At 38.6% G+C, this 21,782-nt stretch carries 27 protein-coding genes; 17 read left to right on the top strand and 10 right to left on the bottom strand.

Annotation, left to right across the window (positions count from 1 at the left end):
- Window positions 1–210, bottom strand: coding sequence for a DNA-dependent RNA polymerase subunit epsilon (locus IEV52_RS12375; protein ID WP_066393272.1), 210 nt, complete (start codon window positions 208–210; stop codon window positions 1–3).
- A 379-nt stretch (window positions 211–589) separates the two neighbouring features.
- On the opposite strand from IEV52_RS12375, the gene IEV52_RS12370 reads away from it, so the two are divergent.
- A complete protein-coding gene (locus IEV52_RS12370; RefSeq protein WP_188402831.1) occupies window positions 590–1,498 on the top strand; it encodes a DMT family transporter in 909 nt (302 codons plus the stop codon).
- Between the two features lie 97 nt (window positions 1,499–1,595).
- Here the strand turns inward: IEV52_RS12370 and def are convergent, their stop codons facing one another.
- Window positions 1,596–2,147, bottom strand: a complete 552-nt coding sequence (def, locus tag IEV52_RS12365) for a peptide deformylase (protein WP_188402830.1) — start codon at window positions 2,145–2,147, stop codon at window positions 1,596–1,598.
- Between the two features lie 542 nt (window positions 2,148–2,689).
- Between def and pdhA the strand changes: the two genes are divergently transcribed.
- The 5 genes from pdhA (at window position 2,690) to IEV52_RS12340 (ending at window position 7,921) form a co-directional block, all read left to right on the top strand.
- Window positions 2,690–3,772 (top strand): pyruvate dehydrogenase (acetyl-transferring) E1 component subunit alpha, encoded by a 1,083-nt coding sequence (pdhA, locus tag IEV52_RS12360; protein WP_188402829.1) that lies wholly within the window; start codon window positions 2,690–2,692, stop codon window positions 3,770–3,772.
- A 1-nt stretch (window position 3,773) separates the two neighbouring features.
- Complete coding sequence (locus IEV52_RS12355; RefSeq protein ID WP_188402828.1) at window positions 3,774–4,751, top strand: alpha-ketoacid dehydrogenase subunit beta; 978 nt, start codon at window positions 3,774–3,776, stop codon at window positions 4,749–4,751.
- Window positions 4,752–4,856: 105 nt separating this feature from the next.
- Entirely contained in the window at window positions 4,857–6,164 is a 1,308-nt protein-coding gene (locus IEV52_RS12350; RefSeq protein ID WP_188402827.1) for a dihydrolipoamide acetyltransferase family protein, read from the top strand.
- Window positions 6,165–6,168: 4 nt separating this feature from the next.
- Window positions 6,169–7,581 carry a dihydrolipoyl dehydrogenase gene (gene lpdA, locus IEV52_RS12345; protein ID WP_188402826.1) on the top strand — a complete coding sequence of 471 codons (1,413 nt, stop codon included), beginning with the start codon at window positions 6,169–6,171 and terminating at the stop codon, window positions 7,579–7,581.
- A gap of 112 nt (window positions 7,582–7,693) precedes the next feature.
- Entirely contained in the window at window positions 7,694–7,921 is a 228-nt protein-coding gene (locus IEV52_RS12340; RefSeq protein WP_188402825.1) for a hypothetical protein, read from the top strand.
- Window positions 7,922–7,933: 12 nt separating this feature from the next.
- Here the strand turns inward: IEV52_RS12340 and IEV52_RS12335 are convergent, their stop codons facing one another.
- Window positions 7,934–8,362, bottom strand: coding sequence for a DUF1885 family protein (locus IEV52_RS12335; RefSeq protein ID WP_188402824.1), 429 nt, complete (start codon window positions 8,360–8,362; stop codon window positions 7,934–7,936).
- 213 nt (window positions 8,363–8,575) lie between these two features.
- On the opposite strand from IEV52_RS12335, the gene IEV52_RS12330 reads away from it, so the two are divergent.
- Window positions 8,576–8,875 (top strand): DUF3055 domain-containing protein, encoded by a 300-nt coding sequence (locus IEV52_RS12330; protein ID WP_188402823.1) that lies wholly within the window; start codon window positions 8,576–8,578, stop codon window positions 8,873–8,875.
- A 103-nt stretch (window positions 8,876–8,978) separates the two neighbouring features.
- Entirely contained in the window at window positions 8,979–9,110 is a 132-nt protein-coding gene (locus IEV52_RS12325; protein ID WP_373869417.1) for a GapA-binding peptide SR1P, read from the top strand.
- A 32-nt stretch (window positions 9,111–9,142) separates the two neighbouring features.
- On the opposite strand, the gene IEV52_RS12320 is transcribed toward IEV52_RS12325, so the two are convergent.
- Window positions 9,143–10,618, bottom strand: a complete 1,476-nt coding sequence (locus IEV52_RS12320; protein WP_188402822.1) for an aminotransferase class I/II-fold pyridoxal phosphate-dependent enzyme — start codon at window positions 10,616–10,618, stop codon at window positions 9,143–9,145.
- A gap of 118 nt (window positions 10,619–10,736) precedes the next feature.
- On the opposite strand from IEV52_RS12320, the gene IEV52_RS12315 reads away from it, so the two are divergent.
- Window positions 10,737–11,702 (top strand): NAD(P)H-dependent flavin oxidoreductase, encoded by a 966-nt coding sequence (locus IEV52_RS12315; RefSeq protein ID WP_188403904.1) that lies wholly within the window; start codon window positions 10,737–10,739, stop codon window positions 11,700–11,702.
- Between the two features lie 103 nt (window positions 11,703–11,805).
- Here the strand turns inward: IEV52_RS12315 and IEV52_RS12310 are convergent, their stop codons facing one another.
- Window positions 11,806–12,435, bottom strand: coding sequence for a YktB family protein (locus IEV52_RS12310; RefSeq protein ID WP_188402821.1), 630 nt, complete (start codon window positions 12,433–12,435; stop codon window positions 11,806–11,808).
- Between the two features lie 166 nt (window positions 12,436–12,601).
- Between IEV52_RS12310 and IEV52_RS12305 the strand changes: the two genes are divergently transcribed.
- Both IEV52_RS12305 and IEV52_RS12300 read left to right on the top strand, forming a co-directional pair.
- Window positions 12,602–12,790, top strand: a complete 189-nt coding sequence (locus tag IEV52_RS12305) for a hypothetical protein (RefSeq protein ID WP_188402820.1) — start codon at window positions 12,602–12,604, stop codon at window positions 12,788–12,790.
- A gap of 111 nt (window positions 12,791–12,901) precedes the next feature.
- Window positions 12,902–13,696, top strand: coding sequence for an inositol monophosphatase family protein (locus IEV52_RS12300; protein ID WP_188402819.1), 795 nt, complete (start codon window positions 12,902–12,904; stop codon window positions 13,694–13,696).
- A gap of 19 nt (window positions 13,697–13,715) precedes the next feature.
- Here the strand turns inward: IEV52_RS12300 and IEV52_RS12295 are convergent, their stop codons facing one another.
- Window positions 13,716–13,889 carry a DUF5325 family protein gene (locus tag IEV52_RS12295; protein ID WP_188402818.1) on the bottom strand — a complete coding sequence of 58 codons (174 nt, stop codon included), beginning with the start codon at window positions 13,887–13,889 and terminating at the stop codon, window positions 13,716–13,718.
- 163 nt (window positions 13,890–14,052) lie between these two features.
- Between IEV52_RS12295 and typA the strand changes: the two genes are divergently transcribed.
- The 3 genes from typA (at window position 14,053) to IEV52_RS12280 (ending at window position 16,541) form a co-directional block, all read left to right on the top strand.
- Window positions 14,053–15,888 carry a translational GTPase TypA gene (gene typA, locus IEV52_RS12290; protein WP_188402817.1) on the top strand — a complete coding sequence of 612 codons (1,836 nt, stop codon included), beginning with the start codon at window positions 14,053–14,055 and terminating at the stop codon, window positions 15,886–15,888.
- Window positions 15,889–15,967: 79 nt separating this feature from the next.
- Complete coding sequence (locus IEV52_RS12285) at window positions 15,968–16,246, top strand: YlaH-like family protein (RefSeq protein ID WP_229754344.1); 279 nt, start codon at window positions 15,968–15,970, stop codon at window positions 16,244–16,246.
- 16 nt (window positions 16,247–16,262) lie between these two features.
- Complete coding sequence (locus IEV52_RS12280) at window positions 16,263–16,541, top strand: hypothetical protein (RefSeq protein ID WP_188402816.1); 279 nt, start codon at window positions 16,263–16,265, stop codon at window positions 16,539–16,541.
- Here the strand turns inward: IEV52_RS12280 and IEV52_RS12275 are convergent, their stop codons facing one another.
- The 3 genes from IEV52_RS12275 to IEV52_RS12265 form a co-directional block, all read right to left on the bottom strand.
- Window positions 16,542–16,982 (bottom strand): hypothetical protein, encoded by a 441-nt coding sequence (locus IEV52_RS12275; protein ID WP_188402815.1) that lies wholly within the window; start codon window positions 16,980–16,982, stop codon window positions 16,542–16,544.
- Window positions 16,972–17,172 (bottom strand): YlaI family protein, encoded by a 201-nt coding sequence (locus tag IEV52_RS12270; protein ID WP_188402814.1) that lies wholly within the window; start codon window positions 17,170–17,172, stop codon window positions 16,972–16,974. The genes IEV52_RS12275 and IEV52_RS12270 overlap by 11 nt, the downstream gene beginning before the upstream one ends.
- A gap of 157 nt (window positions 17,173–17,329) precedes the next feature.
- Window positions 17,330–17,956 (bottom strand): YhcN/YlaJ family sporulation lipoprotein, encoded by a 627-nt coding sequence (locus tag IEV52_RS12265; protein WP_373869434.1) that lies wholly within the window; start codon window positions 17,954–17,956, stop codon window positions 17,330–17,332.
- Window positions 17,957–18,100: 144 nt separating this feature from the next.
- Between IEV52_RS12265 and IEV52_RS12260 the strand changes: the two genes are divergently transcribed.
- Window positions 18,101–19,435 carry a PhoH family protein gene (locus tag IEV52_RS12260; RefSeq protein WP_188402813.1) on the top strand — a complete coding sequence of 445 codons (1,335 nt, stop codon included), beginning with the start codon at window positions 18,101–18,103 and terminating at the stop codon, window positions 19,433–19,435.
- Window positions 19,436–19,469: 34 nt separating this feature from the next.
- Here IEV52_RS12260 and IEV52_RS12255 read toward each other — a convergent pair whose 3' ends face one another.
- Entirely contained in the window at window positions 19,470–19,973 is a 504-nt protein-coding gene (locus tag IEV52_RS12255; RefSeq protein WP_188402812.1) for a peptidyl-prolyl cis-trans isomerase, read from the bottom strand.
- 143 nt (window positions 19,974–20,116) lie between these two features.
- Between IEV52_RS12255 and IEV52_RS12250 the strand changes: the two genes are divergently transcribed.
- Entirely contained in the window at window positions 20,117–20,386 is a 270-nt protein-coding gene (locus IEV52_RS12250; protein ID WP_373869433.1) for an Fpa/YlaN family protein, read from the top strand.
- Between the two features lie 208 nt (window positions 20,387–20,594).
- Complete coding sequence (gene ftsW, locus IEV52_RS12245; RefSeq protein ID WP_229754275.1) at window positions 20,595–21,761, top strand: putative lipid II flippase FtsW; 1,167 nt, start codon at window positions 20,595–20,597, stop codon at window positions 21,759–21,761.
- Window positions 21,762–21,782: the final 21 nt, after the last annotated feature.

The following is a 21,782-nucleotide window of genomic DNA, read 5'->3' as shown; positions in this document are numbered from 1 at the left end:
TTATACATTCTCCAATTCCAATGAATTCGTTTCTTTTTCGTACTCAAGAAATTTACCGTTAATTTCTTGTATGTACTCAATGTTGTACTTGCGGTCAGCAAGTTTTTTACGCACGTCATTAATTGTTTCCGCTTCCACATAAACTGTTTGAGTATGTTCGCGCACAGGAACCTCAGTTAAGCTAGTTTGAAAAAATACTTTAAAAATCATGTTTCATGTCTCCTTACCGGTCTGTAGTTTTTGAGTTTCTTTGTCCTATTATAAAGTAAAGTGACATGTTTTTCATGTTTTTTCATTACGGATCGTGCTAAGACCGATGAAAATAGAAAAATAATAACTGTTATAGGTAAGGGAAAATCCCTTATAATGACTGTAGTCTTAAATGATTACTTAGTTAAGAATCAGTTTGCCGTTATTATTCTGCTGCTTTACCCATTTCCTTAATTTCTTTAATAAGCGCATTCTCATCTTCATTTATTACCCTCCGTTTCATTTTTTATTACATAGTATGTGTAATCTGAAACCGAATTTTTAGAGGGAATTTGTGACATTTTTGGATGCCGGACTTATCTTGTAAGGGGGAACATTTATGAAACTTTATTCAGCACTATTTGTTTTGAGTCTGATCTGGGGAATGTCTTTTTTGTTTATAAAGGTATTACTAGGTGTTTTTGATCCGTGGCAAATCGTGTTCATCCGTTGTTTGCTTGGAATTATAACGATTATTCCACTATTTCTATTAAGCAGGCAAACAGTGAGTTGGAGATCGCTTCCCGTTAAACAGTTAGCAATAGTAGGTTTTTTAAATGCGGGGATACCGTGGGGACTTATCGCTTGGAGTGAAACATTTTTAGACAGCGGTTATACAGCTATCCTTAATGCAACAACACCGATTTGGACATCTATGATGGGTGTATTCTTTTTCTCTGTTAAAATGGAATGGAAGCAGTGGATCGGAGTTATCATTGGTTTTATCGGTATTCTTTTGCTGATGGATATTGACGCACCAGGACTTACACAGAATCAACTCCTATTAGGTTTTGTATTAATGCTGACAGCCACATGCTGTTATGGGTACAGTTCACAGTACGCAAAAAAACATCTGCAGAATACCACTGTTTGGATTACAGCTTCTACGACACTTTTAGCAGGTTCAATGTTTAGCGGGATAATGATGTTGTTTACGGGAGGGTGGAGTATGCCAGAGAGTGTTCTTGGTCAAAACATAATCCTCTCTTTAATTGGCCTTGGTATTTTTGGTTCAGGTCTAGCTTATCTTTTGTATTATTATATGATTTCAGCGGGTTCAGCGGAGTTTGCTACACTCGTAACATATCTTGTACCCGTATCTGCTGTATTTTGGGGAAGTGTGTTATTAAATGAAAAAGTTCCACCGATTGCATATTTAGGTCTTTTATTCATTTTTGCTGGCGTTTATTTAACAAGTAAGAAAAAACGGACAAATGCCTTAAAAATAAAACAAGACCGAACGGCATAAACACTAAGTTAATAATAATTTCTTTAATAAGTGAGCTTTAATAAGAAAAAATGACTCAAAAGGATGTTCATTGCATCCCTTGAGTCATTTTTTCTTTTTAACGAAGAACAGCAGAGTTTGCAGGCGGTTCAAAAGGCTGTTTTTCATTGATTCGGTCATAAAACATGATGCCGTCTAAATGATCTAATTCATGCTGAAAACAAATCCCTGGAAGACCTTTTAATTTAAGTTCTACTTCCGAACCGTCAGGTGTAAAACCTTTTGCTGTTATTTTTGCATAACGTGGTACAAAACCAGGTACGTCTCTGTCGACAGATAAGCAGCCTTCTCCTCCATCTAAATAAGTCATCTGAACGGAGTGACTGATAATTTTAGGGTTTAATAAAGCATAACTGTAAAGGTTACCGCTCTCATCTGTTACATGGAATGCAAATATCCGTTTTGAAACGCCTATTTGTGGTGCTGCTAATCCAATTCCAGGTCTCAGATTATATTTGGCAGCAATCTCAGGATCTTGACTGTTTTTCACAAACTCCAGTAGTTGTTCAGCAATCTTTACATCTTCTTCAGAAAAAGGAGATGTTACCACGACAGCTTTTTGTCTTAAAACAGGGTGTCCTTCTCGTACGATATCTTTCATGGTTAACACAAGCAAAACCTCCGTGCTTATAAACTTTTAACTAAATCTTAATCTCCTCTTATCATAACATAGAGGATTTTTAATAAAAAAGAACGGGAATATGAATTTTATTGTTTATTTCAGTTAAAACAAAAGTAAATAGTTGAAATGTGATGGTAGAATAATGACTAATACAGATGGGTTTTGGATATGAAACAGTTCTATATTTTACAGTTCATAGTTTAAATTGTGATAAATCGTTAAGTTGTTTCTACTATATTAATCCTATAGATTGACTGTCTTTATCGGCTGGTGTAAACTATTTTACGTGAAAAGGATTGTTGTGTTACTCTAGTTACATAAAATAGTAATACAGTTAGGATGCCGCCAGATGGTTTAGCTCTTGTACACAAGGGAAAACTTGTATGGGTACAAAAAGGTATACCTAATAGCCTTTTAATAATATAAACCTGTCTTAAAAATGGTTCACTTTGGACAACCTATTAAATATGTGTGTGTTTTTAAGATCAGGTAAAATTGACAGGGTAAAAGAAAGGAAGAGGTGACTTTTCATGACGAAAACAATTGATGCTGTACAAGATCAATTTGAAACGTTTCAGATTCTTTCCGAAGATGGAGAAGTAGTTAACGAATCAGCAATGCCGAAATTGTCTGATGAGCAACTGCAAGAATTAATGCGCCGCATGGTTTACACTCGTATTTGGGATCAGCGTGCAATCTCTTTAAACAGACAAGGACGTCTTGGTTTCTATGCACCAGTAGCAGGACAAGAAGCTTCTATGCTTGGAACTCAATTTGCTTTAGACAAAGAAGACTGGATTCTTCCTGGTTACCGTGATATTCCACAGATCGTTTTCCACGGTCTTCCATTATATCAAGCATTCTTATATTCTCGCGGACATTTCCAAGGCGGACAGATCCCTGAAGGTGTTAATGTGTTAATGCCGCAAATCATCATCGGTGCTCAGATCATTCAAGCAGCTGGTGTTGGTTTTGGATTAAAGAAGAACGGTAAGAAAAATGTTTGTATCACTTACACAGGTGACGGTGGAGCCTCTCAAGGTGACTTCTACGAGGGACTAAACTTTGCTGGTGCATATGGCGCCAACACAATCTTTGTTGTTCAAAACAACCGCTTCGCAATCTCTGTTCCAGTTGAGAAGCAATCTGCTGCAAAAACAATTGCTCAAAAAGCAGTTGCAGCTGGTATTGAAGGCATTCAAGTAGATGGAATGGATGTACTTGCTGTTTATGCTGCAACACAACAAGCTCGTGAGCGTGCAATTGCTGGAGACGGTCCTACATTGATCGAGACTTTAACTTACCGTTATGGGCCTCATACAATGGCAGGAGACGACCCTACACGTTACCGTACAAAAGAGTTGGATGACGAGTGGGAAAAGAAAGATCCATTAGTTCGCTTCCGCAAGTTCTTAGAAAAGAAAAATCTTTGGTCTGAAGATCAAGAGAATAAAGTAGTTGAAGAAGCGAAGGAAGATATTAAAGCGGCTATTAAGAAAGCTGATGGAGCACCGAAACAAAAAGTAACTGATCTGATCAACTTTATGTTTGAAGAGCTTCCATACAACCTTCGTGAACAATTAGAAGAATATACAGCAAAGGAGTCGAAATAATATGGCTCAAATGACCATGATCCAAGCAATTACAGACGCAATGCGCACTGAATTGAAAAACAATGAAAATGTACTTGTTTTTGGTGAAGATGTAGGTCAAAACGGAGGAGTATTCCGTGCGACTGAAGGACTTCAAAAAGAATTTGGTGAAGACCGTGTATTTGACACTCCACTTGCAGAGTCTGGAATTGGGGGACTTGCATTAGGTCTAGGGCTTACTGGATTCCGTCCAGTCATGGAAATCCAATTCTTCGGATTCGTATTTGAAGTAATGGATTCTGTTGTTGCTCAAATGGCTCGTATGCGATACCGTTCTGGCGGAGTGTATAACTCTCCAGTTACTATTCGTTCTCCATTTGGCGGAGGAGTTAAGACACCTGAATTGCATGCAGATAACCTCGAAGGTCTAATGTATCAATCACCGGGTATTAAAGTTGTTATCCCATCAACTCCTTACGATGCTAAAGGTCTATTGATCTCTGCAATTCGTGATAACGACCCTGTTGTATACTTGGAGCACATGAAGTTATACCGTTCTTTCCGTGGTGAAGTGCCTGAGGAAGAGTACACAATTGAAATTGGAAAAGCTGATGTGAAACGTGAAGGAAAAGACGTTTCAATCATCACATACGGTGCGATGGTCCACGCTTCATTAAAAGCTGCTGAAGAGCTTGAAAAAGAAGGAATCTCTGCTGAGGTTATCGACCTTCGTACAATCAGTCCGCTTGATATTGACACAATCATTGCATCTGTTGAAAAAACAGGCCGTGCAATCGTTGTTCAAGAAGCGCAAAAGCAAGCTGGTATTGGTGCGTTCGTTGTAGCAGAAATCAACGACCGAGCTATTCTTAGTTTAGAAGCACCAGTATTGCGTGTTGCTGCACCTGATACTGTGTTCCCATTTGCATCTGCTGAGGATGTTTGGATTCCAGATCATCGTGATATTGTAGAGAAAGCAAAGAAAGTCTACAATTTCTAAAATTAAATTGAATGTAAGCTGAAAGGAGAGTCAACATTGACTATTTCTTTCAGCTCTTTCACATCATTAGATAAAAAGATAGAAACATTATAGGAGGCGTTAGTCGTGGCATATGAATTTAAGCTTCCCGATATTGGTGAAGGAATTCACGAAGGTGAAATCGTAAAGTGGTTTGTTAAAGCAGGAGACACTGTTAAAGAAGACGATATTCTGCTTGAAGTTCAAAACGATAAAGCTGTTGTAGAAATCCCATCTCCTGTAGACGGTAAAATTCTAGAAGTTAAAGTAGATGAGGGAACAGTATCTGTAGTTGGTGATGTGTTAGTAACAATCGAAGCAGAAGGTGAAATTCCAGCAGACGCTCACGGCGGAAGCGATGCTGCTCCCGAACAGCCCAAAGCTGAAGAAGAGAAAAATGTTACTGCAGATCAAGCAAAAGAAGCTAAAACAGATAAGAGTGAAGATACAGCAAAAGAAGAACCTGCTGATGAATCTAAGCGTGTAATCGCAATGCCTTCCGTACGAAAATATGCTCGTGAAAAAGAAGTAGATATCCGTAAAGTACAAGGTTCTGGTGACAATGGGCGTGTACTTAAAGAAGATATCGACAAATTCGTAAGCGGCGGCGGGGAAGCTGCAGCAGCAACAAAAGCTGAAGAAGCTCCAAAAGCAGAAGCGAAGAAAGAAGCTCCTAAAGCAATTCCAGCTGGGGAACTGGAAACTCGTGAAAAGATCAAAGGAATCAGAAAAGCGATCTCTAAAGCGATGGTTAATTCCAAACATACAGCTCCGCATGTTACACTAATGGATGAAGTGGACGTTACAGATTTAGTTGCACACCGTAAGAAGTTTAAGCAAGTGGCTATGGACAAAGGCATCAAGCTTACTTATCTTCCATACGTGGTAAAAGCATTAACATCTGCACTACGCGAATTCCCTGTGCTTAATGCATCCATCGATGATGCAAACGAAGAAATCGTATACAAGCACTATTACAACATCGGAATCGCAGCAGATACAGATAACGGTTTAATGGTACCAGTAGTTAAAGAAGCTGATCGTAAATCGATCTTCAAGATCTCTTCTGAAATCAATGAGCTAGCTACTAAAGCACGTGATGGTAAGCTGTCAGGTGAAGAGATGAAAGGCGGATCTTGCACGATTACAAATATCGGTTCTGCTGGCGGCCAATGGTTCACACCAGTTATTAACCACCCAGAAGTAGCCATCTTAGGTATCGGCCGTATTGCTGAAAAAGCAGTTGTTAAAAACGGAGAAGTTGCAGTTGCTCCTGTATTAGCACTATCTCTAAGCTTTGACCACCGTCTGATCGATGGTGCAACAGCTCAAAATGCATTGAATCACATTAAGCGTTTATTGAACGATCCACAACTATTAGTAATGGAGGCGTAATTCGATGGTAGTAGGAGATTTTCCAATTGAGTTAGACACACTTGTCATTGGTTCAGGTCCTGGGGGATATGTAGCTGCGATCCGCGCAGCACAATTAGGACAAAAAGTGGCTATTGCGGAAAAGGCAGAAATGGGCGGCGTTTGTTTGAACGTTGGTTGTATTCCATCAAAAGCTTTAATTAATGCAGGTCACCGTGTAGAACATGCTAATCACTCAGAAGACATGGGGATTACCGTAGATAACGTAACAGTCGATTTCAGTAAAGTTCAAGACTGGAAAGCGGGCATCGTTAAGAAGCTTACTGGCGGTGTTGAAGGATTGCTAAAAGGAAATAAAGTTGAGATCATCCGTGGTGAAGCTTATTTCGTAAACGAAAACACTGTACGTATCATGGACGAGAAAAACTCTCAAACTTATACGTTTAAAAATGCAATAATCGCTACAGGTTCTCGTCCGATCGAGATCCCTGGATTCAAGTGGAGCGACCGTGTAATTTCTTCTACTGGTGCATTAGCACTTAAAGAAATTCCTAAGAAGATGGTAGTAATCGGCGGCGGATATATCGGAATGGAACTAGGAACAGCTTATGCTAACTTCGGTACGGAAGTAACAATACTTGAAGGAAGCAAACAGATCCTTCCAGGTTTTGAAAAGCAAATGAGCCAAGTGGTTTCTAAGCGTCTGAAGAAAAAGGGCAATGTAGAAGTATTCACTGAAGCAATGGCTAAAGGCGTAGAAGAAACTAAAGACGGAGTAACAGTAACTGCTGAGATCAAAGGTGAGTCCAAAACATTTGAAGCAGATTACGTATTAGTAACAGTTGGACGCCGTCCAAACACGGAAGAATTAGGTCTTGAGCAAGTTGGTGTTGAAATGACTGAACGCGGTCTGATCAAGATCAACAAGAAAGCTCAAACAAACATCAGCGGCATCTATGCGATCGGTGATGTAGTTGAAGGTCCAGCACTTGCTCACAAAGCTTCTTATGAAGGAAAAGTGGCTGCAGAAGTAATCTCTGGACATGCTTCTGAGATTGATTACATGGCAATTCCGGCTGTTGTATTCACAGATCCAGAACTTGCAACAGTAGGTTATGATGAAAAATCAGCTAAAGAAGCTGGATTTGACGTTAAAGCTTCTAAGTTCCCATTTGCAGCTAACGGACGCGCTCTATCTATGAACGAAACCGATGGTTTCATGAAACTCATCACTCGCAAAGAAGATGGATTAGTTCTAGGAGCACAAATTGCTGGTGGAAATGCATCAGATATGATTGCTGAACTTGGATTGGCAATTGAAGCAGGTATGACTGCTGAAGACATTGCAATGACAATTCACGCTCATCCAACATTTGGTGAGATTTCTATGGAAGCAGCTGAAGTAGCAATCGGACTACCTGTTCATATCGTAAAATAATTATAACTAAACCCCATGTAGCCTAAAAAGGCTTACATGGGGTTTTTGCGCGCAATCATATATTACAAAACATCTCATACCATTTATTATAGACATGTACCTGGAGGACGAGATGAAAGTATTACTTTGTGTGCTAATCCATATCATCATGTGGAGTGGATATTCCTTTGTTCTTTATCTTTCTCACCATGATCATAGCTTTTATGAAACAGTATTATTAGTGATGTTTTCATATTTTAACCTGCTCGTATCTCAGCGGTTGATTTCAAATAAAAGCTCAGCATTGCAAATAACTGTTCTTTTAACAATCGTTTATGTTGGGGGAAGAGCATTCTTGTAAGCTAACTAAACCTTATTTCTTAGGATAATAGTACATGACCCTGCCGTTAAAAAGATGAAGTTCCCCTTTAAGTTTTGAAGCTAAAAACTTACAAAACTCATTGGCTTTTCCTTTATCCCCGTGTGTCGAAATATCCGTTAAAGAGACTTGAATATAATTTGATTTTTCTTCTGATTCAGCTTCTTTCTCTGCACCGACACCAATTAGGATATACTTATTTTTCCTTGGATCTATGCCTTTTAAATAGAACCAATCACCATCAGCTTCTTCTTTTTCTTCAATTGTGTAAGGGAAAGCGGCTTCAGAATAGCCCCAAGATAACTGTTCACCTGTTTTTGCGGTTATGGAACGATAATAGATGAGCATGTCTTTTACTTCTTCTACCGAGATTACTTGTTTTTCAGATGCAGGAACAAGCTTTATATAAGCATTTAGAGACAATGTAACTCACTCCATTTTGTCATTTTTAATGTAACCTATACATAGAATAGTGTAACATATTTTAAGAAGATTTTGAAAATATAGGTTTATTTAGAGAAAATAACGGGAATTGCTCTTACATTCATTTACAGTTCTAGTAGTATGCCTAATTGAAAAAAATGAAGGTATAATGACCCGATCGATGAACAGTAAAATCATACGAGGAGGGGTATTATGGAATGGTTTGAAAAATTGTATGACGAGAGTGAGTCCGTTAAGGTAAGATTTGTAGGGTTTACAACTGAAGCTGTTAGGTATGATTTCGGTATAGTCTATACGAACATGTTTTTTGGTAAGCCTTTGGTTGTTTGTATGCAAACAGGGAGATCAGCGTTGCTAGATTCAAATGATATGCGAAATCTGGAGTATATTAAGCAGGTTTTCCATATTAAAACGATGAAGGAAGCAGAAGATCTAGCTCTTTTCTTCGAAGAAGCCGTCCCGAATATTCCTGTTATCGAACAATATGATTGATGCACACATTTTATTAATGTGTCATACTAAATGTGTTGACAAACTAAATGTGACATAATAATATATAAATATAAAAGTAAACGCTTTCAAAATGTGAAGGGAGATGGAACGGATGGGAGTAATCATTTGCCAAACGTGTGAGACAACAATAGAACATTTTGAAGAGGAAAAAGTAACTACATTGTATTCTAACAAATGTCCACATTGCCAAGAGCAAGCTAAATTAGAAAAGTAAAAAAGAAGACCTGAAAAGGTCTTCTTTTTTTGTTAGCGAATAGCAACTTGTTCTTTAATAACTTTTAAATACTTTAACTCTGCATCTTCTGGTCCTTGAACAGGTAGACCTGCTTCAAGGTTTTCCTTAATGTAGTCCAGGTTCTCTTTTGTAATAATCTCACCGGGAATAAAGATCGGAATCCCTGGCGGGTAGACCATGACAAACTCGGCGATAATTCTTCCTGCTGACTCTTCAAACAGAACACTCTCAGTGTTTGCATAGAATGCATCACGTGGTGAGAGTGCAAGTACAGGAATATCTGGAACATGTACGGGCAATGATTTTATTTCTTCATTCTTAGAAGAAGCTTTTTCTTCTGCAAGCTCTGTTAAGGCTTGAACAAGAATCATTGTATCTTTTTCATGATCGGCTGTTGTGATCAGACACAATATGTTATACAGATCAGATAACTCAACTTCTATGTTGTATCTAATTCGAAGCCAGGTTTCTGCCTCATACCCTGTAATCCCTAAATCTTTTACAGATATTAAGAGCTTTGATGGGTCATAATCAAATGTTGCAGATGTGCCTAGCTTTTCTTCACCCACACAATAAAGATTAGGGATTTCGTTTATCTTCGCTCTCGTTTCATTGGCTAGGCGGATCGTTTTTTCAATTAGCGTATATCCTTCTGTGGCTAGACGCCTGCGAGCAGCATCTAGTGAAGCCAGAAGAATATATGATGTCGATGTGGTAGTCATCATGCTTAAGATGGTTTGTACACGCTCAGGCGAGACAAGTCCTTCTTTAACATTTAGAATTGAACTACCTGTTAAAGATCCCCCTAATTTATGGACACTTGTTGCAGCCATATCTGCTCCAGCTTGCATAGCTGACAACGGCATGTGATCATGAAAATGGATCAACACACCATGTGCTTCATCTACAAGCACAGGTACATTGAAACGATGAGCTATATCTACGATGCCTTTTAGATCTGCTGCAAAACCAAAATAAGTAGGGTTGATAACAAGTACTGCTTTTGCATCAGGATGCTGCTTCAATGCTTTTTCAACACTATCTGGAGTTATTCCATGCGAGATGCCTAATTCAGCGTCAATCTCAGGATGAATAAAGATTGGAGTTGCACCTGAAAAAACGATGGCAGTCATAATGGACTTATGAACGTTTCTCGGTACAAGAATCTTGTCGCCAGGCGATACCACCGACATGATCATCGTCATGATGGCTCCGCTTGTCCCTTGAACAGAGAAGAATGTATGATCTGCTCCAAACGCTTGTGCTGCTAAAGCTTGGGCTTTTTTGATCATACCTTTTGGATGATGCAGGTCATCAAGTGGTGTGATATTAATTAAATCGATGGATAGAGCGTTAGTTCCAATAAAATTTTTAAATTCTTCATCCATTCCTTGTCCTTTTTTGTGACCGGGAATGTGAAACTGAAGCGGGTTTTTGTTTGCGTGTTCACGCAAACCAGTAAATAAAGGAGTTTCGTGTTGAGACAATTTATAATACACCTCATCTATCTTGAACGATTAGTTGTTATTATTAATTTATAAAACAAAAGAAGTATAACAGAAAATGCATGAAGATGTAAGTAAATGATTTAATTTTCAGGGAGGAATTGAATTGAAGACAAGAATAACGGAATTATTGAATATTGAACTTCCTATTATACAAGGAGGTTTAGCTTACTTAGCTTATTCAGAACTTGCATCAGCGGTTTCTAATGCAGGAGGATTGGGACAGATAACAGCCATGTCACTTCCTGATCGTGATGCACTAAGAAAAGAGATTCAGAAAACGAAAAGGCTGACTTCTCGTCCTTTTGGAGTGAATTTTGCGATTGGTCAGCATGGCAGGTCATATGAAGACATGCTGGAGACTGCTATTGAAGAGGGTGTTGAAGTCATTACCATAACTGGAGGGAACCCAGCTCCAGTTCTTGATCGTCTAAAAAGTACGGCTATTAAAGTGCTTGTCCTGGTCTCCAGTAAACGACAAGCTTTAAAAGCAGAACAATTAGGAGCAGATGCTGTAATGGCGGTAGGTCAAGAAGGCGGAGGACATATCGGAAAGGAAGATACAGGAACTTTTGTCTTAATTCCGCAAGTAGCTGAGAGTTTGTCTATCCCGGTTATTGGTTCAGGTGGTATTGGGGATGGTAAAGGGTTGATGGCAGCCCTTGCTCTTGGAGCAGAAGGTATTGAAATGGGAACAAGATTTATTGCAACGAAGGAATGTGTTCATGCACATCCTTATTACAAAAGATTGATCGTAGAAAGTTCTGAACTGGATACAGTTGTTATCAAAAGAAAGCTAGGTATGCCGGGGAGAACCTTGCGGACTGACTTTGCATTAAGAATTTTAGAAGAAGAACAAAAAAATGGAACGTACGATCATTTAAAGGAATATATAAGCGGAGAAGCAAATCAGAAATTTATATATGAAGGAAATATTGATGAAGGATTTGGCTGGGCTGGGCAAGTCATTGGAAGGATAAAAGATATACCGAGCGTAGAAGAATTGTTTCAGCAGATAAAAAAAGAAGCGGAAACGGTTCAACATAAATTAAACAAGGTTTTCTAACACTTTTCTAACAATAGTGATACATACCCATACATTTAAGTTGTACGGCAATATACTAGTGGTAAGAAGCAGCTAAACATCTGCTTCATGCCACTATTTTTGATTACAGTATTTTCTTTAGGTTATAAAGGGGTAAGAGAGTTTTAAAGGTTTCATTAATACGGTCATACCAGTCATCTTCACTCATCTTTACAGCTTCGTCTTTTTCAACGCGAACGCCGCAAAGCAATTCCGCTTTTTTTACAGTGCTAAGGCGGATTGCCATTTCTTCTAATCGTTCTTTTTTGACCTCGCGATGAGTATAACTTTCTGGTTTCATATGATCATCAGACCAAACAAAGTCATTAGGAATGCTCTTTTTGATTTTATTGATTTTCTTTAGAAAAACTTTACCGTAAGAATCCTTGATTGGTGATTCATAAATCAATGCAAACCAGATAAAAACGTGTGTTTCCCAAAGTCCAATTTGAAAATGTGGGAGCATCTTGTACCCTCGTTTATTTGGAGCAAAAGCAACCCATGTATCCTTTGGAGGATTTACTGTCCTTCTAGCATGTTTAGCTACATGATAAAACATCTCTTCTCCAGTTAAAGCAGTAAGTTCCTCGGCATATTTATTTCCAAGTGCCTCAAGCTTCGGCCGTATCTGATTAATAATTTGGTCCATACGCTCTTCGAGGCCATTGGTCTGGAAAACATTAAAATCTTGGGTATTAAATCCATTGAATGTCATGAAAATTTCCTCCTGATTATCAATTGCTACAAAGAAGTTTATCATACTAATTGACTTTTAAAAAAATGTTTGCATTAGATTCAGTAAAGTGCCGTTTCACTATACATCAGTCATTCATAAAATAAATAAACGAATAAAACGAGAAAAGAAAGGATGTGCCGGTGATATGAAACAAGTAATGAATACCTTAAAAAGAACGGATGCAGAAAGAAGAATTCCAGTTTTAAGACTTGAGATTGATTACGAATTAGCTACTTTGTTTGATGCTTTAAAATCAAAAGACCAAAAACAAATCAATGAATCTAAGCGAAAGCTCGAACGATTAAGGCTGGAGCTCGTGAGATTAGAAGCATGATTCAAACAGATAGCGGATAGGAAGAACGAATCCATCATGAACGGATGGTTCGTTTTTTTGTGAAGAACTTGAATTTGACATATACTAATAGGAAACGCAAGGAGTGATCACATGAAAAAAGAGGAATGGAATAAAGTTGAGGAGCATCTCAAAACATGGACACTTGAAGCAGCTCAATTATTAAAGGATTCCTTTGAGAATACGTTAACGATTACATATAAATCACATATCGCTGATCTTGTTACAGATATGGATAAAAGCATTGAAAAGTTTTTTATTAATAAAATACAAAATACGTTTCCTATTCACAAAGTACTTGGTGAGGAAGGATACGGTGATCAAGTCCAAGACAAATCGGGTATCATCTGGATTATTGATCCAATTGATGGTACGACTAACTTTATCCATCAACAATCCAATTTTGCAATATCGATCGGTATATATGAAAACGGCGAAGGAAAGATGGGTTTAATCTATGATGTAGGCGGAAGTAACCTTTACTTTGCAAAAAAAGGAGAAGGGGCTTATTTAAACGAGAAGAAATTGCCATGTCTACAGGAAGTGACACTTTCTGAAGCAGTTATCGGAGTTAATGCTACATGGGCAGGTCCGAACAGACGGGTGAATCATGAAAATGTACAAAACATCGTCCGAAATTCACGAGGAACCCGCTCATATGGCTCAGCTGCAATCGAACTTGCATATGTCGCTTCAGGCAAATTGGATGCATACATGACAATGAGATTATCACCATGGGATTTTGCGGCAGGTCTAATCCTTTTAAATGAAGTTGGAGGAGTTGTAACTCGAACAGACGGCCAGCCTGTTCAGCTCCTTGAACAAAATAGCATACTGGCGGCTAAACCTGGTTTGCATAGAGAGCTAGTCGACCATTTAACCGAATAGCCAAAGAGAAAGAGAGCATTCATTCTGAACGCTCTCTTTGTTTTTTCTTTAGAGAAAACCCATATCCCATTAAGATAAAGACTGAAACGATGGAAATAGCCGCAATGATCCAGCTTTTTTCACCGATGGCAATTCCGATTCCGCAAATGGCTAATGCGGTTAAAAATGCAATGATGAAGAAAATAATATTCATGATGACCTCCACGACAAAAACTTGTCTATACTATATTGTAAGTGTACCGAATTTACATAAAAAGAAAAAGCCTTTCAACAAATTTGTGATATAATAGTCAAGTTGAACAAAAAAGAGAGCAAAAAAATAGGAAAAAGAGATAGGATATAAGGAGAGAATACATTTGAACTTAAGAGATGATTTACGTAATATAGCAATCATTGCCCACGTTGACCACGGTAAAACTACATTGGTTGATAAGCTTTTACATCAATCAGGAACGTTTCGTGAAAACGAACAAGTACACGAACGAGCAATGGATTCCAACGATTTAGAAAGAGAGCGTGGAATCACGATCCTTGCCAAAAATACAGCAATTAACTATAACGACAAACGCATTAACATCATGGATACACCAGGACACGCTGACTTCGGTGGCGAAGTGGAACGTATCATGAAAATGGTTGATGGTGTTCTTTTAGTAGTAGATGCATACGAAGGATGTATGCCTCAAACTCGTTTCGTACTGAAAAAAGCACTTGAGCAAAAGTTAACACCAATCGTTGTAGTAAACAAGATTGACCGCGATTTTGCTCGTCCAGAAGAAGTAGTAGATGAAGTAATCGATCTATTCATCGATCTTGGCGCAGAAGAAGATCAGCTTGAATTCCCAGTTGTTTATGCATCCGCATTAAAAGGAACAGCTTCTATGGATCCAAGCAAGCAGGATGAAGATATGACCGCGCTGCTTGATACAATTATTGACACGATCCCTGCACCTGTGGATAACAGTGAAGATCCGCTTCAGTTCCAAATTACGATGCTTGACTACAATGACTATTTGGGCCGTATCGGAATTGGACGTGTATTCCGTGGAACGATCAAAGTAGGACAAGCGGTATCACTTATGAAACTAGATGGTTCTGTAAAGAAGTTCCGTGTAACAAAACTTTTCGGTTTCTTAGGTTTGAAACGTATTGAAATTGAAGAAGCAAAAGCTGGAGATCTGATTGCCGTTTCCGGAATGGAAGAGATTAACGTTGGTGAAACAGTATGTCCTGAAGGTCAAGAAGAAGCCCTTCCTGTTCTTCGTATTGATGAGCCAACACTTAAGATGACATTCTTAGTAAACAACTCTCCATTTGCAGGTCGTGAAGGCAAATGGGTAACTAGCCGTAAAATTGAAGAACGTTTGATGGCTGAATTAGAAACTGACGTAAGTTTACGTGTGGAGAACACAGATTCACCAGATGTTTGGACGGTTTCTGGCCGTGGTGAGCTGCATCTTTCTATCTTGATTGAAAACCTCCGTCGTGAAGGATTTGAACTTCAAGTTTCAAAACCTGAAGTTATCGTTCGTGAAATTGATGGCGTGAAATGTGAGCCGGTTGAGCGAGTTCAGATCGATATCCCTGAAGAATACACAGGGGCAATCATGGAATCACTTGGAGACCGTAAAGGTGAAATGCTGAATATGGTCAACAACGGATCAGGACAAGTGCGTCTAGAGTTCATGGTACCTGCTCGCGGATTAATCGGCTACACAACGGAATTCTTAACACAAACACGTGGATATGGAATTTTAAACCATACATTTGACAGCTATAAGCCAATGGTTGCAGGAAATGTTGGCGGCCGCCGTCAGGGTGTACTGGTATCTATGGAGAATGGTAAAGCATCTCAATACGGAATCATGGGCGTTGAAGACCGTGGTACAATCTTTATTGAACCAGGTACAGAAGTTTACATGGGTATGATCGTTGGGGAGCATACTCGTGAAAACGATATTACGGTGAACATTGTTAAAGTAAAACAGATGACAAATATGCGATCTGCTAACAAAGATCAAACCGTAACAATGAAAAAACCTCGTATCATGACTCTTGAGGAAGCGCTGGAATACTTGAATGATGATGAGTATTGTGAAGTAACTCCTGAGAGCATTCGTCTGCGTAAAAAGATCTTAGATAAGAACGAACGTGAAAGAGTAGAGAAGAAAAAGAAACTTGCTCAAGGCTAAACGAATTCTTTAACGACCGGGAGTGGGAATCGTGGAAGAACAAGAAATCATGAAAGCGACAGGGGAAGATTCATCTTCTATGGCATTGCTGTTAGGGATCGAAAACGACCCTGTCAGAGCTTTTCTGCTTTTATATTTGATCATTACTTTATTAAGTATCATTGTTTTTAAATTAGGATTCGCCAAAAAATTGCCGCCGTTAAAGTCAGCAGTAATCTATTTATTCTTAATAATCGGGTGTATGCCGCTTGCCTTTTTCGGTATTGGACTTCCCGTAGCAGAAGGACTTATTGTAGCTGCGCTTATACTTATTATCTATAAAGTAAGATTACATCAAAGCAAGAAGGAAAAAAGCTGATAAGGGGGATTCTGCAATGAAACTGGTGGACGCTCTATCCAATTGGCTGAGCATAAAGAAAGTTCATGAAGAAAGACCCTATGACCTGGCAGCTAAAGAAACTTTTGAATTTTTTAGTGAGATTCTTACGGAAGATCATCATGTGAAGATACAATCTGTTTCTAACTCTGGACCATTTTACATTGTATTATTTGAAGTGGATGGTGTAGAGAACTCAGAAAGATTCTTTACAGATGTGATAGATGCTCTATACGAAGGAATTCAAAATGAACCTAGATTTAATGAGGAGTGCTGATTATTCAGCACTCCTTTTTATGTACATTAGATTTACAAAATAACCGATTATTAAAGCAAAGAGAAGGTGGCCGGTAATCCAAAGAATAAATGGTACGGTTAGCGGGGGTTGAAAGGGTTTTGTCACAGCAATTTGATACAAAGGGAAAAAGGTAAATGCCATAACTGCATTAATTGAAATAGGTATTGAATAAGGATAATAAAAACGTATACAAACTAGGTCAACAAAAGCGGTTATGATAATAGCGATGATAACATGTAATATGAATTGAAAAGGTGTATGAAGGAGGATGTAATCAGGTAGTGGCAAAAAATCAATATTTAAGAGGAAAGTGTACAGGTTAATCCTATATATCTTTTCTAAACCATAAAAAAAACATGCCAGCAGAACGCCGGCAATCGTACCATATAGTGTCCAATCCAAAAACTTCTTACCAATCATTGTTCGTATCCGGGCTTCGATATAAAGTAAAGTTACCAGTAGCTTCGCGCTCGGCTGTTTTTCTTGTAATACGCTCTCTGCATGGATCACACATGAACGTGTGTATCGGTCTATTTCTTAATTTTTTTGCTAGGGAACATTCGTTTTCAATAACCTCAATTGTGTCGCATAATACGCATTTTACACGCATCGTATTTCACCTCTTTCAGACAGTATACCATAAAGAAAATGGAAATTTAAATGAAGGAAAAACTGTAAAGCTTTTTATCATTTGTTATCATGGTTCGACAATTACCTCAATGAAAAAGACTCATAATGGCTAAGGTACACCATTATGAGTCGTCTTCTTATCTGCCCTCGTTTAATCGCTGTGGCTGATTATTGTTTGATTTCTCTTGTTTTTGTTGTTGATTTTTAAGTTCCCGTTTTTCTTCTTCAGAAAGCTGACTGTCATTTGTCTCAGTTGGTGAAGGCTTTTTCGTTTGGATGCTATGCGGGACTTGCGGCATGAGGCGTCCGACAATACCTGCTAACTCTTTTGCGATTCCTGCAATAGGATGCCCTTGTTGAATTTGTCTGCCCATTTGACGAAGCCTTTCCACTGTGTCAGGGTCGGCTGTCACAACAGCGTTTTTACCGTTAGGATCGTTTTTTAAAGACTCAGCAACTGAATATTTAATGGATCCCACTTCAGAATTATCAAGTTTACGGTCTACATCGATTCCTACAACTGCATAAGGCCCTATAACGACAGCAGTTGCGTCCTCTACACCATGAATTCCAGTTGCAAGGCCTACAAGGTGTCTTGATATTTCTTGTGAACCTTTAGGCTGATCAGGCTTCTTGCTGTTTGCTGTTTGATTAACTTCCGTCAGACGAGGGGTATTCTGATCGTTTTGTGCATTATCATTATTATTGTTCATGCAGCCAAAAAGCACGAATATTGCACTCAGCACGGCAGCAATGCGGAATATTTTCAATGAAAATCGCTCCTTTTAAGTCATTTCCGTTATTTTTTGTACATTCTTCTAACTTTATTCCTTCCCACATACATTTTTAATAGGCAGTCCATAAAATAAGAGCTGAATGAATAGAACTACATTAAGTCAGGAGGCTAAATGTTGAATAAACGATACGTCCTAGATACGAACGTTTTGTTGCAGGATCCTTATTCGATACAATCCTTTGGAGATAGTGAAGTGATCATTCCTGCTGTTGTGCTAGAAGAAGTGGATTCTAAAAAACGCTATATGGACGAAATTGGAAGGAACGCACGTGAAGTATCCCGCTTAATCGACCGTGTAAGACAAAGAGGTCAGCTTCATAAAGGGGTACCGCTTGAAAATGGAGGTAGTCTTCGCGTTGAACTGAATCATAAATCTTTTCAGAGACTCCAGGAAACGTTTGTAGAACCGACAAATGATAATCGTATCCTAGCCGTTACGCTAAACCTGAAGCAAGAAGAAGAGGCAAAGAAGAGCGGGGTAAATGTCATTTTGGTTTCAAAAGATGTGCTCGTCAGAGTAAAAGCTGATGCACTAGGAATTGAAGCGGAAGATTTTCTGAGCGACAGAGTGATTGATAAGAATGACCAAACATATACGGGTTATAAAGAAATCTATGTTCAAGGAGATCTTTTAAATAAGTTCTATGAAAAAAATGAACTTAAGCTTATCGAACTCTCGGGTCATTCTTTTTATCCACACCAGTTTGTGATTCTAAAAGACGTATTCAGATCATCCGTTTCGGCTCTAGGTAAGGTGGACGAAAACGGAAAAACGTTAAAACCGCTTCGCTATGACTCTGAACAGATATGGGGGATTCGTGCTAGAAACGTTCAGCAAAAAATGGCATTTGAGTTGTTGTTAAGAAAAGATCTTCCGTTAGTTACGCTGATCGGGAAAGCCGGAACCGGAAAAACACTGATCACCCTCGCCGCTGCACTCCTCCAAACTGAGGATTTGAAAGATTATATTAAGCTGTTTATTGCACGCCCTATCGTTCCTGTTGGAAAGGATATCGGGTATCTTCCGGGCGAAAAAGATGAAAAGTTAAAGCCATGGATGCAGCCTGTCTATGACAATCTGGAATATTTGTTCAACACCAAAAAATCAGGGGAGCTAGAAAAGATTCTTGCAGGTATAGGTTCCATTCATGTTGAAGCTCTCACATATATCAGAGGCAGAAGTTTGCCAGACCAATTTATTATTATTGATGAAGCGCAAAATTTAACAAAGCATGAAGTTAAAACGATTCTGACGAGGGTAGGGGAAGGAAGTAAGATTGTTTTGCTTGGAGATCCTCAACAAATTGATCATCCTTATCTTGATGAATATACAAATGGCTTAACATATGTAGTAGAGAAATTTAAAGACCAAGCAGTCAGCGGTCATGTTCGTTTAGAAAAAGGAGAGCGCTCATCGCTCGCACAAATTGCAGCAGACCTTTTATAAAAAGAAGACAGCCCATAAAAGAGCTGTCTGTGGATTATTGAATGATGATGGAAGAGATATGCTTGATAGGGTTATCCTTGTTTCGGCCATCTCCATAATAAAAATGTACAGGACCATCTTCTTTTAGTGGCTTTCCGTTGTTAGAGAAAGCAAAATACCCGTTCTGAGCTTCTTCCAATGTGATCTCTACGTTACCGTCCCCTGACTTGATGATTACGGAATCTGCGTCAGGGTGCGGTTGTGCATTATAGATAAAATAAGAAAGAGAAATAGCAAATGAACCTGTCAGCAATGTTTCCTTTAATGTTGTTTTAGGTTTTTGCTTTTCTTTTTCAGAAGGTGGAACTGCACCTTCCTGGAGTTCTCGGTCCCAATGCGCAGAAACATCTTTTAAATATTTTTCCTGTTCATTCTCCTTTGTTTTATTTAGATCGAATAACGTGTTTAAATCCTCTTTTCTATCATCGAAAATCCAGACGCCTGGATCAAGTGTCAGGGGATAGTTCACTTTCCCGTTAAGTGCAATAATAAATTCCATAAGAACCTCCTTGAAATTGAAAACGCTATTAAAAGCATAGCAGAATTATATGAATACTGTAATATGTTGATTTTTTTTATGCAAACCTTTATATTTAAAGGTAGAAATCGTGGCGAACGGAGGGATGATCATTGTCAGCTGAGATGGCAACTGGACATCGGGAAAGAGCATTTGAACTCTTAAAAGCAGATGCAGATAAAATCCTGAAACTAATTGAAGTTCAAATGGAAAACTTAACAATGCCACAATGTCCCCTCTATGAGGAAGTATTGGATACGCAAATGTTTGGTTTATCCCGTGAAATAGATTTTGCAGTCCGTTTGAACCTGGTCGAAGAAGACGCAGGTAAGAAGTTATTAGAATCACTCGAAAAGCAGCTTACTGCTTTGCACGATGCTTCAATGAAAAAATGAAACACAGCCAGTCCGAGATTTTTGTTGGACTGGATTTTTTATATTTATAAAGAAGCTTACATTTTTAATCAAAAAGTCATAAGTTTCTTCGAAACATTATAAGAAGAGGTGCTGCACAGTTGAATCAGAAATAAAAAAGGTTTCTGTGTTACAATATCTAATAATTATAAAGATGCACTTTCAAGACTTCTTAAGAGAGAGGAGAAAGGTGAACAACGTGAAAAAAGCAGTAAGACCCTATGACTATTCTTTAATAGTAGCCGTACTATTATTGTGCAGCGCTGGATTAGTCATGATCTACAGCGCGAGTATAGGGGTAACGATTAACAAGTACGATTACAGCAGCAGTTTTTTCTTTACCAGACAGTTTATCTTTTTGCTTGCTGGATTAGGACTTATGTATTTTACGATGAGGTTTAACGTGCAGATCTATAAAAAGCTTATGATGCCTATTGTCCTTATTTCAATCCTTGTTTTAATAGCTGTTTTGTTGTTTGGACGCGAAGTTAATAACGCTAAAAGCTGGCTTTACATTGGACCGATCGGTATCCAGCCTGCCGAGTTTATCAAGTTATCAGTGGCTATCTATCTTGCTGCGATCTACTCGAAAAAACAAGGTAAGATGCATGATTTTAAAAAAGGGATCATTCCCCCGTTAAGTATTTTCGCGATTATGTTCCTATTAATTCTCATGCAGCCTGATTTAGGAACTGGCTTAATTGTTGCTGGGGTAGCGGGAATTATTCTCTTCTGCTCAGGCATCAAGTTTAAACATATCTTTTCAATGGCAGCACTTGGAGCAATAGTGGGTTTAACTTTATTCTTTCAGCTAAGTCCAGAGCAGCTCTCACGATTTGATGCGGCATACGCACCCTTTAAGAATCCTGCTGGTGATGGCTATCAGCTTGTTAATGGTTATATTTCTATAGCTGCAGGTGGTATAACGGGGTCTGGGCTGGGTGAAAGCATTCAAAAGTATGGATTCTTGCCTGAACCTCACACGGATTTTATTATTGCTATCATCGCTGAAGAATTAGGTTTCATAGGCGTGTTTTTAATTGTTGCCTTATTGGGGTATATCGTATTAAAAGGCTTCTGGATTGGTATGCAGAGTAATGATACATATTCAAGCTTGCTTGCGTTTGGCATCTCGGGAATGATCGGCATTCAGACTGTTGTCAATCTGGGTGCAGCCATAGGTTTATTGCCGATAACTGGAGTACCACTGCCATTTATTTCGTACGGAGGTTCATCCCTTCTCTTGTTTTTAACATCAATGGGGATTCTTATAAACATATCTGCAAAAGTAAAACTGAATAAAAAAGTACCTGATACAAAGCCGGAAGTAAATAAAAAGATTAGAGCAATCATGTAACGGTAAAAGGAGAGGAACTTG

The organism is Fictibacillus barbaricus (genome assembly GCF_014635025.1).
In the GTDB taxonomy this organism is placed as follows: Bacteria; Bacillota; Bacilli; order Bacillales; family Fictibacillaceae; genus Fictibacillus; species Fictibacillus barbaricus.
The sequence above is the reverse complement of the archived record's forward strand: the minus strand, read 5'-3'. Positions and strand labels throughout refer to the sequence as shown.

Coding starts and splice junctions, on each gene's coding strand:
- IEV52_RS12375 (WP_066393272.1), bottom strand. CDS start 210: ATGATTTTTAAAGTATTTTTTCAAACTAGCTTAACTGAGGTTCCTGTG.
- IEV52_RS12370 (WP_188402831.1), top strand. CDS start 590: ATGAAACTTTATTCAGCACTATTTGTTTTGAGTCTGATCTGGGGAATG.
- pdhA (WP_188402829.1), top strand. CDS start 2,690: ATGACGAAAACAATTGATGCTGTACAAGATCAATTTGAAACGTTTCAG.
- IEV52_RS12355 (WP_188402828.1), top strand. CDS start 3,774: ATGGCTCAAATGACCATGATCCAAGCAATTACAGACGCAATGCGCACT.
- lpdA (WP_188402826.1), top strand. CDS start 6,169: ATGGTAGTAGGAGATTTTCCAATTGAGTTAGACACACTTGTCATTGGT.
- IEV52_RS12340 (WP_188402825.1), top strand. CDS start 7,694: ATGAAAGTATTACTTTGTGTGCTAATCCATATCATCATGTGGAGTGGA.
- IEV52_RS12330 (WP_188402823.1), top strand. CDS start 8,576: ATGGAATGGTTTGAAAAATTGTATGACGAGAGTGAGTCCGTTAAGGTA.
- IEV52_RS12325 (WP_373869417.1), top strand. CDS start 8,979: ATGGAACGGATGGGAGTAATCATTTGCCAAACGTGTGAGACAACAATA.
- IEV52_RS12310 (WP_188402821.1), bottom strand. CDS start 12,435: ATGACATTCAATGGATTTAATACCCAAGATTTTAATGTTTTCCAGACC.
- IEV52_RS12305 (WP_188402820.1), top strand. CDS start 12,602: ATGAAACAAGTAATGAATACCTTAAAAAGAACGGATGCAGAAAGAAGA.
- IEV52_RS12300 (WP_188402819.1), top strand. CDS start 12,902: ATGAAAAAAGAGGAATGGAATAAAGTTGAGGAGCATCTCAAAACATGG.
- IEV52_RS12295 (WP_188402818.1), bottom strand. CDS start 13,889: ATGAATATTATTTTCTTCATCATTGCATTTTTAACCGCATTAGCCATT.
- IEV52_RS12285 (WP_229754344.1), top strand. CDS start 15,968: ATGGCATTGCTGTTAGGGATCGAAAACGACCCTGTCAGAGCTTTTCTG.
- IEV52_RS12280 (WP_188402816.1), top strand. CDS start 16,263: ATGAAACTGGTGGACGCTCTATCCAATTGGCTGAGCATAAAGAAAGTT.
- IEV52_RS12275 (WP_188402815.1), bottom strand. CDS start 16,982: ATGATTGGTAAGAAGTTTTTGGATTGGACACTATATGGTACGATTGCC.
- IEV52_RS12270 (WP_188402814.1), bottom strand. CDS start 17,172: ATGCGTGTAAAATGCGTATTATGCGACACAATTGAGGTTATTGAAAAC.
- IEV52_RS12260 (WP_188402813.1), top strand. CDS start 18,101: ATGTTGAATAAACGATACGTCCTAGATACGAACGTTTTGTTGCAGGAT.
- IEV52_RS12255 (WP_188402812.1), bottom strand. CDS start 19,973: ATGGAATTTATTATTGCACTTAACGGGAAAGTGAACTATCCCCTGACA.
- IEV52_RS12250 (WP_373869433.1), top strand. CDS start 20,117: ATGGCAACTGGACATCGGGAAAGAGCATTTGAACTCTTAAAAGCAGAT.